We start from the raw sequence: 14868 nt of genomic DNA on the forward strand, positions 1-14868 counted from the left end.
TTTCCGCCCTATTCTGCCGAAACAATGCCCGATTCAGTTGTTCCTATGGGGCGTCTCTACGGGACCCATCTTTTTTCCGGGCGGTCCGGACAGTCCACACATGATGCGAGGAGGCCAGATGGCTCAGCAGGTTCAGAAGTCCTGGAAGCGGTTTGCCCTGAGCGGGCTCGTGCTCGCCGTCGCCGTCGCGCCGATGCAGAGTTTTGCGCAGACACCTGCACCCGCACCTGCCCAGCCGGAAACACCCGCACCCGCACAGCCGGCACCGGTTCCGCCTGCCCAGGGCGCCGAGGGCGGCATGCTGCCGGCCCCGCCGCCGGCAACGCGCTCCTTCAATCCGCCGCCATCGCCGTCCGCCTCGATGACGCCGGCAGGCCCCGCCTCGATCGCCGATCTTTCCGAGGGTCTGCTCGATGCCGTGGTCAATATTTCCACGTCGCAGAACGTCAAGGACAGCGGCAACGGCCCGCAGCAGCCGCGCATTCAGGAAGGCTCACCTTTCCGCGAATTCTTCGACGACTTCTTCGACGGCGAGGGCGGAGAGGCGCCGCGCGGCAACCAGCGCACATCGTCGCTTGGCTCCGGTTTCGTCATCGATCCCTCCGGCTATGTGGTGACCAACAACCACGTCATCGAAGGTGCCGACGAGATCGAAGTGGTGTTCCCGAACGGTTCGAAGCTGAAGGCGACGCTTGTCGGCACCGATACCAAGACCGACCTTTCGGTGCTGAAGGTGGAGCCGGAAAGGCCGCTGAAGGCGGTGCCTTTCGGCGATTCCCGGCGCATGCGTATCGGCGACTGGGTGATGGCGATCGGCAACCCGTTCGGGCTTGGCGGTTCGGTAACGCTCGGCATCATCTCGGCCCGTGGCCGCAATATCAATGCCGGCCCCTATGACAACTTCATCCAGACGGATGCGGCGATCAACAAGGGTAATTCCGGCGGTCCGCTGTTCAACATGCGCGGCGAAGTGATCGGCATCAACACGGCGATCATCTCGCCCTCGGGCGGTTCGATCGGCATCGGTTTCGCTGTGCCGACGGAAATCGCCGAAAATGTCGTGCACCAGCTGATCGAATTCGGCGAAACCCGCCGCGGTTGGCTCGGGGTTCGCGTCCAGCCGGTGACCGACGAGGTCGCCGACAGCCTCGGCCTCGACCGCCCGCGCGGCGCGCTGATTTCCGGAGTCGTCAATGACGGGCCGATCAAGAACGGCGAGATCAAGGCCGGTGACGTCGTTGTCACCTTCGACGGTTCTCCGGTCAACGAAATGCGCGATCTGCCGCGTATCGTCGCCGAAAGTCCGGTCGGCAAGGAAGTCGATGTCGTGGTCCTGCGCGACGGCAAGGAGCAGACGGTCAAGGTGACGCTCGGCCGGCTGGAAGACAGCGTGCAGACGGCCGCCGCCGAGGACGACGCCGACGGCGACGGCCAATCGGGAAGCGACAATGGCGGCGCGCAGACGGCCGAGCCGAGCACCGATCCGGTCAAGGCTTACGGCATGACGCTGGCTGCGCTCGACGATGAGCGCCGCAAGAGTTTCGGCATTGCCGAAAGCGTCGAGGGCGTTGTCGTCACCGAAGTGGCGGACGGCTCGCTGGCGGCACAGAAGGGCGTGAAGGTTGGCGAGGTGATCGTCGAAGTGGCGCAGGATTTCGTCGAGGAGCCGGCGGAAGTGACGACCAAGATGGAAGAGCTGAAGGCCGATGGCCGTCGCAACGCCCATATCATGGTTGCCGACAAGGCCGGCAACCTGCGTTTCGTCGCCATTCCGCTCGACTGAACATCGGAATGATCAGGAGGCGGCGTTGGCCGCCTTCTGCCGCTGCCACTCGTCTCTTGTGACGGCATAGACCACATGTTGCTGCAGGTGGGGATGGGTATCGGGAACGCGCGGATGGTGGAAATCCAGCGCTGAAATACGGTGGAAGCCCAGTCTTTTCATTACGCTGGTCGAACGCACATTGGCTTCCACAGCGAAAGAGACGACCGCATCCAGCCCCTTCACGGCAAAGGCCCAGTCGAGCAGGAAGCGCGCGGCCTCCGTGGCGTAGCCGTGCCCCCAGTAGCGCGTTGCCAGTCGCCAGCCGATCTCGACCGTCTGCTCCGGGAACACGCCGGGCAAATTGGGGCGCGAGAGGCCGCAGAAGCCGATCGGCTCGCCCGTCTCCTTGAGCGCTACCGCGTAGAAGCCGAGGCCGTTATCCTCGATCATGCCATTGAGCTTGACGAAGACCGTATCCGCCTCTTCGTGGCTGCGCCGGAAGGGGAAGAATTCCATGACCTTTTGGTCGGCGTTGATTTCGCGAAACAGGTCACGATCGGACGGCAGCCACTGGCCGATGACGAGGCGCGGGGTTTGAACGATCGTGACGCGGTTCGTCATGTCTGTCACTTCGGGGATACGAAATCGCTCTTGCGGTATCCCTGGATATAGAGAAGCGCTGTCAGATCGCCGTGGTCGATGCGGATTTTTGCCTCGGCGGCGACGGTCGGCTTGGCATGGAGTGCGACGCCGGAGCCGGCAATGCCGATCATGCCGAGATCGTTGGCGCCGTCGCCGACGGCGATGACATCGTCCGGCGTGATGCCGAGCTTCGCGGAGATCTGTTCCAGCGCATCGACCTTGGCCTGCTTGCCGAGGATCGGTTCCGCCACTTTGCCGGTGAGAATGCCTTCTTCCTCGATCAGGATGTTGGCGCGGTTCTCGTCGAAGCCGAGCGTTGCGGCAATCCTGCTGGTGAAGACGGTGAAGCCGCCGGAGACCAGGGCGGAGTAAAAGCCCTTGGCCTTCATCGTGGCGATCAGCTCCGGGCCGCCGGAGGTCAGCGTGATGCGCTTGGCGATGACATCGTCGACGACGGTGATCGGCAGACCCTTCAACAGGGCGACGCGTTCACGCAGGGCCGGTTCGAAATCGATCTCGCCGTTCATGGCGCGAGCGGTGATCGTCGCGACCTGATCCTTCAGGCCGACGACATCGGCCAGTTCATCGATGCATTCCTGGCCGATCATGGTGGAATCCATGTCGGCGATGAGAAACTGCTTGCGGCGCGTCTCGGCCTGCTGCACGACGACGTCGATCGGTGCCTGTCCGACGACGGAGCGCAGATCGGCTTCCGCCTTTTCGATATCCGTGCCGTCGCGCAGGGCGATATCGCAGGCTATGCCGTCTGCCAGCCAGTAAAGGCCGCTCGCATTCACCGCCTCGCTGGCCTGTTCGGCGATCAAGGGCGTGAGGACCGGGTTTGACGGATGGGCGATGAGCGTGGCAACGAAAGCCATATGGAGAACCTTGTGCAAGAAACCGACGCGATCCTGATAACCGGGCCGACCGCCAGCGGCAAGTCGGCGCTTGCCGTCAGGCTCGCACATCAGCGCAACGGTGTCGTGATCAATGCCGACAGCATGCAGGTCTATGACACGCTGAGGGTCATCACCGCGCGCCCGTCAGACGAGGAGATGGAAGGCGTTGCGCACCATCTCTACGGGCATGTGCCCGCAACGCGCGCCTATTCCAGCGGCGAATGGCTGCGTGAGGTGACGCGGCTGCTGCCCGAGGTGCGGGCGCAAGGCAAGCTGCCGATCCTTGTCGGCGGCACGGGACTTTATTTCAAGGCACTGACGGGAGGACTTTCGGACATGCCGGAAATTCCCCAGGCGATTCGCTGCGAGGTGCGGCTGCGGCTGAAGGAAGAGGGGCCGGAAGTGCTCCATGCCGAGCTTGCGGGCAGGGATGCTGCCGTTGCCGGCACGTTGGAGCCGAAGGACGGGCAGCGGATCGTACGGGCACTTGAAGTGCTTGCGGCGACCGGCCGCTCGATTTCCGCGTTCCAGGGGAAGCAAGGGCCGATGATCGTCGATCCTGCGAGGGCTTTGAAGTTTATCGTGCTGCCCGACCGCAGCGTATTGCAGGATAGGATCAACCGGCGTTTCGAAAAGATGCTTGGCGAGGGAGCGATCGAAGAGGTCGATGCGCTGTTGCGACAGGCGCCGGCCGACGACCTTCCATCGATGAAGGCGATCGGCGTGCGCGAGATCGCCGAGATGATCGGGGGGCGGATGACGAAGGCCGACGTGATCGAACGCAGCTCGGCACTGACCCGCCAATATGCCAAACGACAGATGACCTGGTTCCGCAATCAGATGGATGAAAGCTGGCAGCGCATAGATGGAACGCCTGCTTCCATTCAGTCCTTGTCGTAGAGGCTCGTCAGCGGCTTTTTCAGCAGGCTTTCGCGGAACGAGCCTTCCCGCTTGATGAACGGGTTGGGGCGGGCTGGTGTGGGCATTTGCTGCTGCGTCGGTGCCGTTTCGTTCGACGAGGCTGCGCGATCGCGCCAGGTCGGGCGCGGTTCCGGTGGTGCGGGCTGTGGCGTGCGTGTCGTGCCGGGCAGCATGTCGGGATGGTATGATGGCATGGCGGGGGGCGGCGTCATCGGTGCGCGGTAGATTTCGCGTTGCGGCTCGGCCTGCATTTCCTGCCGCCAGCGCTCGACTTCGGCATCGCTTGCCGGCGGAAATTCGTCACGTGGGGCGGCTGGCGGCGAATAGGAAACAGGTGCCTGGGCCTGTGGCGGCGCACTGGATGCGTCAGCCGCGAGATAGCTTGTCTGGAAGGCGCTGATATCCGGTGTGCCGGTCGAGCGCATTCTGGAGATGATGCTGCGCAAGTCTACCGTATCGGGCGTTTCATCGGCGCCCTTGTCGACGATGCCGTGCGCCTTGGGCAGGTAGCGTTTTTCCACCTGCGCGAACCGCATGCGCATCGGTACCGCTATTGCCTCGCCGAAGGCGATGGCTTCACCATTGCCGATCGATGAGAGGAAGCTGGTGGTGGAGATCGACGAATTCGGGATCGCCGATTTGATGATCTCCTGGTCGCGCTCATTGGGCAGGCGCATGGCAAACAGGGTCGAGCACTGCGACAGGATGGTCTGGTCGAGTTCGCCGGGGCGCTGGGTGATGATGCCGAGCGAAACGCCGTATTTGCGGCCTTCCTTGGCGATGCGGGAGATTGCCTGCCGCGTCGGGAAAAAGCCGAGGTTCGGGTCGGACGGAATGTAACGGTGCGCTTCTTCGCAGACGACGAGCATATGGATGCCGCCATTGCTCCAGAGCGCCAGTTCGAAGGCCATGCGGCACAGAACGGAGGCGACGGAATTGACCACTTCCGACGGTACGCCCGAAAGCTGGAAGGTGGAGATCGGCCGGTCGTTGCCCGGAATGCGGAAGATGTCTGCAATCGTCTCCAGGATCGTGTCGTTGATCGTATTGTTGGAGAACATGAAGTGATAGCGCGGGTCGTTGATCGCCGAGATGATGCGCATTTTCAGCGAGCGCAGGAACGGCTTTTCGGTGCGACCTTCGAGGCGTCCTATACGGTCGTCGATCAGGGCGAGAAGATCGGCCATGCGATAAGGCACCGGCGTGTCGGCCGTTACCGAACTCTTTTCCGACGCGCGGCGTGTGAGGCTCGAATCGCTGCCGCGGAAGGCCCGCTTGGCATCGGGTATGAGATCCCGAAGAATATCGAGTTCATCGGCAATGGGGGCGCGGCCGCGGAAGACGACTTCGGCGAATTCCTCAAGCCGCATCAGCCAGAAAGGCAGGTCGAGCGTATCGGTGTCGATGACGACGGAATGATCGGGGAAGGCGGCCGCGAATTCGTTATGCGGGTCGAGGATAAGGACGCGCAGCTTCGGATTGGCCTCGATGGCGCGGTGAAGTAGCAGCGAGACGGCGGTCGACTTGCCGACGCCGGTCGAGCCGACAACAGCAAAATGCTTCGACAGCATGGATGGAATGTGGATCGTCGCGTTGATGCTTTCGTCCTGCGTAAGGTTGCCGATGACGCAATTGTCCTTCTTGCCGGCATCGAAGACGCGGCTGAGATCGGCGGCGCGAATGCGATGAGCGATGGCGCCGAGATAGGGGTAGCGGGTGATGCCACTGGAAAAATGTTCCCTGCCGTCCGCTTCGACACGGACCTCGCCGAGGAGTTCGGCTTCGATCCTGAAGACGGTGTTGCCGCCCTCATGCCAGTCCTGCGCGCTGGTCTGCATGGAATAGGCGAGCGCCACGATGCGGTTCGAGCCGACGCTGATCGAAATCAGCCGTCCGACAGACCAGAGTTCGGTGAGATCGGTCTCGCCGTTTTCGGCGACTGCCGCGATCGTCACATGGGCGCCATTGCAGGCAACGACGCGCCCGAGGAAGCGGTTGCCTGGCTTGTCGGTGTCTCGGCGATCCGTTTCCCCTGCTGAGGAGGAGCGATTGTGGTCGTCGTTCAACAAGAGCTTGCCCATGCCGTCGGGAATGCGTTTTCGGCCCGGATGGTTCAGGGCCGATGGTGAGGAAAGGCGAGTTTACGGCGGGTGGCTTAACAACTGGTGTAATGACATGCCTGCGGTTGTTCGGGCGCTGTGCTGTATTAGTCCAGCTGCATTTTGCCCGAATGGTGCGTTGACGAATGGAACTTATGTCGCTAACACTCCCACCCATGAAAATCTCGAAGGCACTTATTGTGGTGGGACCGCGCATGGGCAGGATGGTGTAACCATCCGGCGAAAGCTCCCATGCGCGAAAAGACAGGCTCCCTCAAGGGGGCTTTTTTTATGCCCGAAACCGGCTCGGAGGAGCCGCCGGTAGAAAATCCAGAGTGAACGGACAAAGGCAATGACGAACAGCAATACCCAGACGCCAGACAACCGCATGACCGGCGCTGAGATCGTCCTCAAGGCGCTGAAGGACAATGGCGTCGAGCATATTTTCGGCTATCCGGGTGGAGCGGTGCTGCCGATCTATGACGAGATTTTCCAGCAGGACGATATCCAGCACATCCTGGTGCGCCACGAGCAGGGTGCAGGCCACGCGGCCGAAGGCTATGCCCGCTCCACCGGCAAGGTGGGTGTCATGCTCGTCACATCAGGTCCGGGGGCGACCAATGCGGTGACGCCGTTGCAGGATGCGCTGATGGATAGTATCCCGCTCGTCTGCCTCACCGGACAGGTGCCGACGACGCTGATCGGCTCTGACGCCTTCCAGGAAGCCGATACGGTCGGCATCACACGCCCCTGCACGAAGCACAACTGGCTGGTCAAGGACGTCAACGAGCTGGCCGGCATCATCCATGAAGCCTTCCGTATCGCCCAGTCCGGCCGTCCGGGACCTGTTGTCGTCGATATCCCGAAGGATATCCAGTTCGCCACCGGCACCTACACGCCGAAGTCGGAAACGCCGGCCAACAAGAGCTACAAACCCAAGCTTGACGGTGATCTGGCCGCAATCCAGGCCGCCGTCGACCTGATGGCAACGGCGCGTCGCCCCATCCTCTATACCGGCGGCGGCGTCATCAATTCCGGACCGGAAGCGTCCAAGCTGCTGCGTGAACTGGTGGAACTGAGCGACTTCCCGATTACCTCGACGCTGATGGGACTGGGTGCCTATCCGGCTTCGGGTAAGAACTGGCTCGGCATGCTGGGCATGCATGGCTCCTACGAAGCGAACATGGCGATGCATGACTGCGACGTGATGGTCTGCATCGGCGCGCGTTTCGACGACCGCATCACCGGTCGCCTCAACGCGTTTTCGCCGAATTCGAAGAAGATCCATATCGACATCGACCCGTCGTCGATCAACAAGAACGTTCGCGTGGATATCCCGATCATCGGCGATGTCGGCCGCGTTCTCGAGGACATGGTACGTCTGTGGCGGGCGCTGCCGAAAAAACCGGAAAAGGCGCAGACCGCCGACTGGTGGACTTCGATCGATGGCTGGCGGGCGCGCAAGTCGTTCTCGTACAAGCACTCTAACGACGTCATCATGCCGCAATATGCGCTTGAACGTCTCTATGAAGCATCCAAGGGACGGGAAACCTTCATCACCACAGAAGTCGGCCAGCATCAGATGTGGGCGGCGCAGTTCTTCGGCTTCGAGGAGCCGAACCACTGGATGACGTCGGGCGGTCTCGGCACGATGGGCTATGGCCTGCCGGCAGCCCTCGGCGTGCAGGTTGCGCATCCCGAGGCTCTGGTCATTGACATTGCCGGCGATGCCTCGATCCAGATGTGCATCCAGGAAATGTCCTGCGCCATCCAGTACGGCCTGCCGGTGAAGATCTTCATCCTCAACAACCAGTATATGGGCATGGTGCGCCAGTGGCAGCAGCTCCTGCACGGCAACCGGTTGTCGAACTCCTATACCGAGGCGATGCCCGACTTCGTCAAATTGGCGGAAGCCTATGGCGCCGTCGGCATGTATTGCGACGATCCGAAGGAACTGGACGACAAGATTGCGGAGATGATCGCGGTCAACAGGCCGGTCATCTTCGATTGCCGCGTCGCCAATCTCGCCAACTGCTTCCCGATGATCCCGTCGGGCAAGGCGCATAACGAGATGCTGCTGCCGGACGAGGCGACCGACGATGCGGTTGCCACTGCCATCGATGCAAAGGGCCGCCAGCTCGTTTGAGACGAGTTGGTGTTCTTTAAGACAATACTTGAGGAAACGGACCCAAGATCATGAATGCACATCAGCAGCCGACCGGATCTGCCTATTTCATCAACCCCGAGACGGCAAAGCCCGAAAACCACACGCTTTCGGTCCTCGTCAGTAACGAGCCGGGCGTACTTGCCCGCGTTATCGGCCTGTTCTCCGGTCGCGGCTACAATATCGAGAGCCTGACCGTCTCGGAGACGGAGCATGAGGCGCATCTGTCGCGCATTACCATCGTCACCAACGGCACGCCGACCGTACTGGAGCAGATCAAGGCCCAGCTGGAGCGGATCGTGCCGGTTCACCGCGTCGTCGATCTGACGGTGCGCGCCCGTGACCTAGGTCAGGAACGGCCGATCGAGCGCGAAGTGGCGCTGATCAAGGTGGTCGGCCAGGGCGAGCGCCGGGCCGAGACGCTGCGGCTTGCCGACGCCTTTCAGGCCAAGGTCGTCGATGCGACGGTCGAGCACTTCATCTTCGAGATCACCGGCAAGTCGTCGAAGATCGACCAGTTCGTGGCGGTTATGAAGCCGCTCGGCCTGGCCGAGATCTGCCGTACCGGTATCGCGGCGATGAATCGCGGCCCGCAGGGCATGTGATCGATCCGCTCTTCGAACGGATTGGACAAACAGGGCCGTCCACGATAGGCGTCAGACATGCGCGTAATCGTGGACGGACACAGCATTGACAGCCGATGAGCCGGGAAGGCGTGAAAGCCCAGGCAGGATAGCGGGCAAGCCATGGATGCCGCCTGTCGGAACGTCCCTCGGCGCCATGCACTGGCTTCGTCAGGAGCAGCCTTGGGTCAGGGACTATCTTGACCTTGAAGCGATCGAAGGGTGCCTAACGCCGGGTATCGGCGGCACGATCGCGTGGGGCGGTCGGATCGTTTCGAAAATGACGCAGACGGTAGCCACTCTCCGCCATATCCCGCATTTCTGGCTCGAGGACGGTTTTCTGCGTTCGGTCGGGCTTGGAAAGGCCGGCGGCTTGCCGCTTTCGATCGTTGCGGATGACCTTTGCCTCTCGACAGACGCCTCACGCCATTCACGGCTGGAAAAGCTCATTCTCGCAGCCGATGACGGCGATGTCGAGCTTGGCCGGCCGGTGCGCGAGGCGATCGTCCACCACGGCCTTTCCAAATACAACCATCTGCCGGATCGCGAGCCGGGGTTCGAACGCACGGGCAGGCGACGCATACTGCTCGTCGACCAGGTGCGCGGAGACGTATCGGTGCCGCGCTCGCTCGGTTCGGCGAAATCATTTCAGCGGATGCTGGACGATGCGCTGGCGAGCGGCGCTCAGTGCATCGTGCGAACCCACCCCGACGTGATCGCCGGTTACCGCCGGGGATATCTGAGCGAGATGGCGGCGGGCCGGGCCGGGGTGACACTTTCCGCCGAGCCGATTTCCGCAGCGTCCATCCTTTCCGCCGTCGACGAGGTCTGGACGGTGGCAAGCCAGTTCGGCTTCGATGCGCTGCTGCGGGACATTCCCGTCCGCTGCTATGCGGCGCCTTTCTATTCCGGTTGGGGACTGACGCAGGACCGGATGAGCGAGCGGGCGCAGGGCATCGTTGCGCAACGGCGAACGGTGTCGCGCAGCATCGATCAGCTCACCGCCGCTGCCTTCGTTCATTATCCGATCTACCGCGATCCGCAGACATGGCGGCGGCGGGATGTGTTCCAGACGATCGACGCGATCGTGGCGGGTCGCAGCACGCTCTAAAGCACGTCGCGATCTTTCAGATTCGCTTGCCGTGCTTTAGCTCCTTGTTTTTGCGCATATCTTTATCCCCAAACCGGCAACCCCTTTCGGGAGACATGCTGTAGTCAGAGCATTTCGAGCGGCCGCTTGCGGGATGGCGGCGGGAAGGCTGCGTCGATCGCATTCCAGTCCGCATCACTGACCTCAAGCTCCAGTGCGCCGGCATTTTCCTCCACCCGGTGCGGATCGCTGGATTTGGGGATGGCGATGACGTTGCGGCGCTTGAGAAGAAAGGCGAGCGCCAGTTGCGCCGGCGTCGCCTGGTAGGCCTTGGCGATGCGGATCAGTTCGGCATTGCGCAGAATGCGGCCCTGTTCGATCGGCGAATAGGCCATGATCGGCATGTTGTGGCTCTCGCACCAGGGCAGGAGGTCGTATTCGATGCCGCGCCGGGAAAGGTTGTAGAGAACCTGGTTTGCGGCGCAATTCTCGCCGCCCGGCACGTCCATCAGCTCCTCCATATCGTCGATGTCGAAATTGGAGACACCCCAGGCGCCGATCTTGCCTGCCGCGCGCAACTCTTCGAAGCCCGCGACTGTTTCGGATAGCGTATGTTCGCCGCGCCAGTGAAGCAGGTAGAGGTCGATCCTGTCTGTCCCCAGCCTCTTGAGGCTTCGTGCGCATGCGTCGATGACGCCCTGCCTGCTTGCATTGAACGGATAGACCTTGCTGACGATGAAAACCTCGTCGCGCCTCCCGGCGATCGCTTTGCCGGTAATCAGTTCCGCCCCGCCTTCGCCATACATCTCGGCGGTGTCGATCAAGGTCAGGCCGAGGTCGAGGCCGCGCGTGAGGCTGGCGATCTCCTGATCGGCGATGCGCGGGTTCTCGCCCATTTTCCAGGTTCCGAGGCCGAGTGCCGGAACCGTGGTGCCTCCGAAAAGCGTTACATGGTGGGTGGCCGTCATGTTCTGGATCTCGCTCCTATGGAAATCCACAGTCTAGCGCCCTCGCGCCTGATGCCAAGCCGTCCACTCGCTTGTTCTTGTCGCGCATGCAGATGGCTGGCGGCGCCTCAAAACAGCGGGATGTCCGGCTTGTTCAGCATCAGGTAGAAGATTGCGGTGACGGCGAAAAAAGCCGGGAAGCCGCATGCGAACCAGATGCGATAAAGCCGGAACCAGACCGGAGGCAAGGGTTGTGCTGTCTGCTGCGCTGCGCGGGCGATGTCGCGCAGGCGGATCTGTATCCACACGACCGGGAGCCAGAACAGGCCGGTCACCGCATAGAGACAGAGCGACAGGGCGATCCAGCCTTCGGTGAGCGACCAGCCGAGCTGGTCGGCAAGGAGATAGCCGGTGACCGGCTGCAGGATGACGGCCGTCGCGGTAAACACCGTGTCTGCCAGAACGACGGTATTGGCGGTGTGGGCGATCAGTTTCGGGTCTTCCGTCGCCCTGGCTACCACCATGAAGAAGGCGATGCCGGCGCCGGTGCCGAAGAGGACGGTGGCGCCGATGACGTGGGCGAGAAGCAGCAGGCTGTATGTATCCATCAGCGTTCATCCAGAATGGCAAGCGCCACGACGGTGAGTGCAATCGAGGGCAGGACCTTGACCAGCGGACCGAGCGGTTCGAGCCAAAGCTGGGGTTCGAGGATCGTTCCTCCAGCGAGATAGGAAAGGCTGACGGCGATCATGCCGAGCAGGGCCTTGCGGGCCGTCGGGCGAAAGAGCACGGCGCAGCCGAGCAGAATGTCTATGAGGCAGGTGGCGATCGTCAGTGCGGTCGCCGAAATCGCCGACATGAAAGGCAGGAAATTGGCGGCCGCGCCATCGATATCGGCCAGCGGTATCAGGCCGGATAGAAACCAGAAGAGTGCAAGCGTCACGATGACGACGGGTTTGAGGAGATAGAGGCGGGCAAACCAAAGATCCTGCACGCCGGATTGATGGCGGGACAGCGCCGCGGCCGCATCTGCTAATGCCAGTCCGGCGGGTTTCGCGCGTGTGCTGATGACGCCTTCCGACATCACTGCCATCGCCGTCGACCTAAGCGGCGAGCGCCAGCCGAGCCGACCGGCCAGATCTGCCGCAAGGGTCACCGGTTTTGCCATGGCGGCGGGCAGTGCGATCGGGCGGGCGGGAGCGAGGCCAAGCCAGCGGCGGTGCAATGCCACGAGGTCGGACAAGGGCATCGTGTTGTCGGCGGCCAGATCGAGGTCGCTGCCGGATGCTATCCTTCCATCGACGGCCCGCGCAACGGCTTCCGCGACATCGTCGAGCGCGATCGTTTCGACCGGGTTCTGCGCATGGGCCAGCGGTGTGACGAAGGGGATGGCTGCAAGAGCGCGGATCAGTGCCGTTCCGCCATGGGCATTGCGGCCGACGACCAATGCCGGGCGCAGGATGACATGGCGCAGGCCGCTTGCCTTGAGCGCATCGTTCCCGGCGCGCTTGGTGGCGAGAAAGGGCAGGGAACGGGCGGAACCATCGGTGCGTGCCGAGATCTGCACGATGGTGCGGCCGCCGAGTGCCACTGCGGCTTCGATAAGTGACAGCATCGCCCGGTGCTGCGTGGCAGCCAGATCGTCCGACCACCCGTCCTGCAGCGCGCCGGCGCAATTGACGATCGCGTCCTGGTTACGGATCAGGTCTTGCCATTCACCCGCCGAGAGCCTGGCGATATCCGCCCTTGTCCAGCGAGCAGCCGGCATACGGCGTTCGGCGCTTGCCGTATCGCGGCCAAGGCCGGTCATGTCGTGGCCATCCGCCGCCAGTCGCTGCAGTATCATTTGGCCGATGAAGCCGGTGGCGCCGAGAATAAGTATCTTCATGTCCGACATTCTTAAGCTGCAAAGGTGAATGGCAGGTAGCGCGATCCCCGCCTTTGATTCATCTTTCGTTCTTTTCCTGTTGCGCTTTCAGGCAGAATCCTGACAAGTCGGAACCATGCAATTTGCACCGCAACAGGACGAGGCCCTCAAGGCCGTTTCGCGCTGGCTCAAGGATGGGCGCAGCCAGGTCTTCCGACTGTTCGGCTATGCCGGAACCGGCAAGACGACATTGGCGAAACATTTTGCCGAACATGTCGATGGCGAGGTCCTGTTTGCGGCGTTCACCGGCAAGGCGGCGCAGGTGCTGCGTTCGCTTGGCGCCCGCAATGCCAAGACCATCCATTCGCTGATCTATCGCCCGCGCGGCGAGGAGGCGGTGGAGGACGAAGAGACCGGCAAAACGTCCATCTCGCCGATGTTTTCCATCAACCGGCAGAGCCCGGTCGCCAAGGCGGCACTGATCGTCATCGACGAATGCTCGATGGTGGACGAGGCGCTCGGTCGCGACCTGATGAGTTTCGGCACGCCTATCCTGGTTCTCGGCGATCCCGGCCAGCTGCCGCCGGTTTCCGGTGGCGGTTACTTCACCGAGCAGGAGCCGGACTACCTTCTGACCGAGATTCATCGCCAGGCACAGGACAATCCGATCATCCAGCTTGCCATGCAGGTGCGTGAGGGCAGGGAGATCATGTATGGCGACTACGGCAAGGCAAAGGTTATCTCGCGCGATGAGGTGAACCAGGAACTGGTGCTCGATGCCGATCAGGTGCTCGTCGGCACCAACCGCACACGCAAGCGCTACAATCAACGGCTGCGCGAGCTGAAGGGGTTTACGACTGGCTATCCGCAATCGGGCGACAAACTTGTCTGCCTGCGCAACGACCAGGTGAAGGGGTTGCTCAACGGCTCTCTCTGGCAGGTGATGAGTTCCTCGCGCGAAACGGTGAAGCCCGGCATCAATCTGATGATCCGTCCGGAAGACGACGACATGGATCGCGGCGCGGCGAAGATAAAGCTGCTCAAGGCAGCCTTCGAGAGCGAAGAGGAAATTCCCTGGTCGACGCGCAAGCGCTATGACGAGTTCGATTTCGGATATGCGTTGACGGTGCACAAGGCGCAGGGCTCGCAGTGGAACAATGTCGTTCTGTTTGACGAAAGCTTTGCGTTTCGCGATACGCGCGAACGCTGGCTCTACACCGCGATTACCCGAGCGGCCGAGACGCTGACGGTCGTCCGATAAGCGATCGATCGCCGTCGTTGACATTGAACACCGGACACGGCAAAAGCGTTGTTGCTGCGAAGACGCGGCAGATGCGAATGAGGCTTTTCCCGGAAGGGGTTTTGCCTTTCTTCGTTCAATATGTATGGGGTGCGCGAGCATGACTGCAAAGATCTATCGTCCTGCAAAGACTGCGATGCAGTCGGGCAAGGCCAAGACTCATCTCTGGGTTCTTGAATTCGATCAGGAAGTGCCGCGTCACATCGATCCTATCCTCGGCTACACGTCGTCTTCCGACATGAAGCAGCAGCTTCGCCTGACTTTCGAAAGCCAGGAACTGGCGGAAGCCTATGCGGCGCGCGAAGGCATCGAATACCGGGTCATCCAGCCCAAGGAAGCCAATCGCCAGATCGTTTCCTATACGGACAATTTCAAGTTCAGTCGCCAGCAGCCCTGGACGCATTGATTTCGCGGCAGTTTCGAACTGACGCCAAGAGGCCCCTTAGCTCAACTGGATAGAGCAACTGCCTTCTAAGCAGTAGGTCGCAGGTTCGAGTCCTGCAGGGGTCGCCAAATATTTCAATAACTTAGGTGTGGTTTGGTGCTGCTCG

The 14868-nt window shown here is 61.9% G+C and carries 13 protein-coding genes and 1 tRNA gene; 8 read left to right on the top strand and 6 right to left on the bottom strand.

The window, feature by feature from the left end; translation table 11 throughout:
- Positions 1–118 precede the first annotated feature (118 nt).
- On the top strand, positions 119–1783 hold the full coding sequence (locus AC0JZ4_RS12935) for a Do family serine endopeptidase (RefSeq protein ID WP_471886775.1): 1665 nt from the start codon (positions 119–121) through the stop codon (positions 1781–1783).
- Between the two features lie 12 nt (positions 1784–1795).
- Here the strand turns inward: AC0JZ4_RS12935 and AC0JZ4_RS12940 are convergent, their stop codons facing one another.
- Together AC0JZ4_RS12940 and serB are read right to left on the bottom strand one after the other, a co-directional pair.
- Positions 1796–2386 (bottom strand): GNAT family N-acetyltransferase, encoded by a 591-nt coding sequence (locus AC0JZ4_RS12940; protein WP_471886776.1) that lies wholly within the window; start codon positions 2384–2386, stop codon positions 1796–1798.
- 5 nt (positions 2387–2391) lie between these two features.
- Entirely contained in the window at positions 2392–3285 is an 894-nt protein-coding gene (gene serB / locus AC0JZ4_RS12945) for a phosphoserine phosphatase SerB (protein WP_471886777.1), read from the bottom strand.
- On the opposite strand from serB, the gene miaA reads away from it, so the two are divergent.
- Complete coding sequence (miaA, locus tag AC0JZ4_RS12950; protein ID WP_471886778.1) at positions 3286–4206, top strand: tRNA (adenosine(37)-N6)-dimethylallyltransferase MiaA; 921 nt, start codon at positions 3286–3288, stop codon at positions 4204–4206. It abuts the gene before it with no gap.
- Here miaA and AC0JZ4_RS12955 read toward each other — a convergent pair.
- The gene (locus AC0JZ4_RS12955) at positions 4191–6296 is read right to left on the bottom strand and encodes an ATP-binding protein (RefSeq protein WP_471887884.1); all 2106 of its coding nucleotides are present in this window, start codon (positions 6294–6296) and stop codon (positions 4191–4193) included. The genes miaA and AC0JZ4_RS12955 overlap by 16 nt on opposite strands.
- 382 nt (positions 6297–6678) lie before the next feature.
- Here AC0JZ4_RS12955 and AC0JZ4_RS12960 point away from each other — a divergent pair, with 382 nt between their 5' ends.
- The 3 genes from AC0JZ4_RS12960 (at position 6679) to AC0JZ4_RS12970 (ending at position 10224) form a co-directional block, all read left to right on the top strand.
- Entirely contained in the window at positions 6679–8472 is a 1794-nt protein-coding gene (locus AC0JZ4_RS12960) for an acetolactate synthase 3 large subunit (protein ID WP_471886779.1), read from the top strand.
- 50 nt (positions 8473–8522) lie between these two features.
- On the top strand, positions 8523–9095 hold the full coding sequence (gene ilvN / locus AC0JZ4_RS12965; RefSeq protein WP_471886780.1) for an acetolactate synthase small subunit: 573 nt from the start codon (positions 8523–8525) through the stop codon (positions 9093–9095).
- A 145-nt stretch (positions 9096–9240) separates the two neighbouring features.
- Entirely contained in the window at positions 9241–10224 is a 984-nt protein-coding gene (locus tag AC0JZ4_RS12970; protein ID WP_471886781.1) for a capsular polysaccharide export protein, LipB/KpsS family, read from the top strand.
- A gap of 104 nt (positions 10225–10328) precedes the next feature.
- Here the strand turns inward: AC0JZ4_RS12970 and AC0JZ4_RS12975 are convergent, their stop codons facing one another.
- From AC0JZ4_RS12975 to AC0JZ4_RS12985, 3 genes are all read right to left on the bottom strand, one after another.
- Positions 10329–11171 carry an aldo/keto reductase gene (locus tag AC0JZ4_RS12975; protein ID WP_471886782.1) on the bottom strand — a complete coding sequence of 281 codons (843 nt, stop codon included), beginning with the start codon at positions 11169–11171 and terminating at the stop codon, positions 10329–10331.
- A gap of 107 nt (positions 11172–11278) precedes the next feature.
- The gene (locus AC0JZ4_RS12980; RefSeq protein WP_471886783.1) at positions 11279–11758 is read right to left on the bottom strand and encodes a DUF2269 family protein; all 480 of its coding nucleotides are present in this window, start codon (positions 11756–11758) and stop codon (positions 11279–11281) included.
- Entirely contained in the window at positions 11758–13038 is a 1281-nt protein-coding gene (locus tag AC0JZ4_RS12985; protein ID WP_471886784.1) for an SDR family oxidoreductase, read from the bottom strand. Before AC0JZ4_RS12985 ends, AC0JZ4_RS12980 begins: the two co-directional genes overlap by 1 nt.
- 115 nt (positions 13039–13153) lie before the next feature.
- Between AC0JZ4_RS12985 and AC0JZ4_RS12990 the strand changes: the two genes are divergently transcribed.
- From AC0JZ4_RS12990 to AC0JZ4_RS13000, 3 genes are all read left to right on the top strand, one after another.
- A complete protein-coding gene (locus AC0JZ4_RS12990; protein WP_471886785.1) occupies positions 13154–14278 on the top strand; it encodes an ATP-dependent DNA helicase in 1125 nt (374 codons plus the stop codon).
- 139 nt (positions 14279–14417) lie between these two features.
- A complete protein-coding gene (locus tag AC0JZ4_RS12995; RefSeq protein WP_471886786.1) occupies positions 14418–14723 on the top strand; it encodes an ETC complex I subunit in 306 nt (101 codons plus the stop codon).
- A 30-nt stretch (positions 14724–14753) separates the two neighbouring features.
- Positions 14754–14830: transfer RNA gene (locus AC0JZ4_RS13000), tRNA-Arg, on the top strand.
- Positions 14831–14868 lie beyond the last annotated feature (38 nt).

The sequence above is a fragment of the [Rhizobium] kunmingense genome (genome assembly GCF_977018605.1).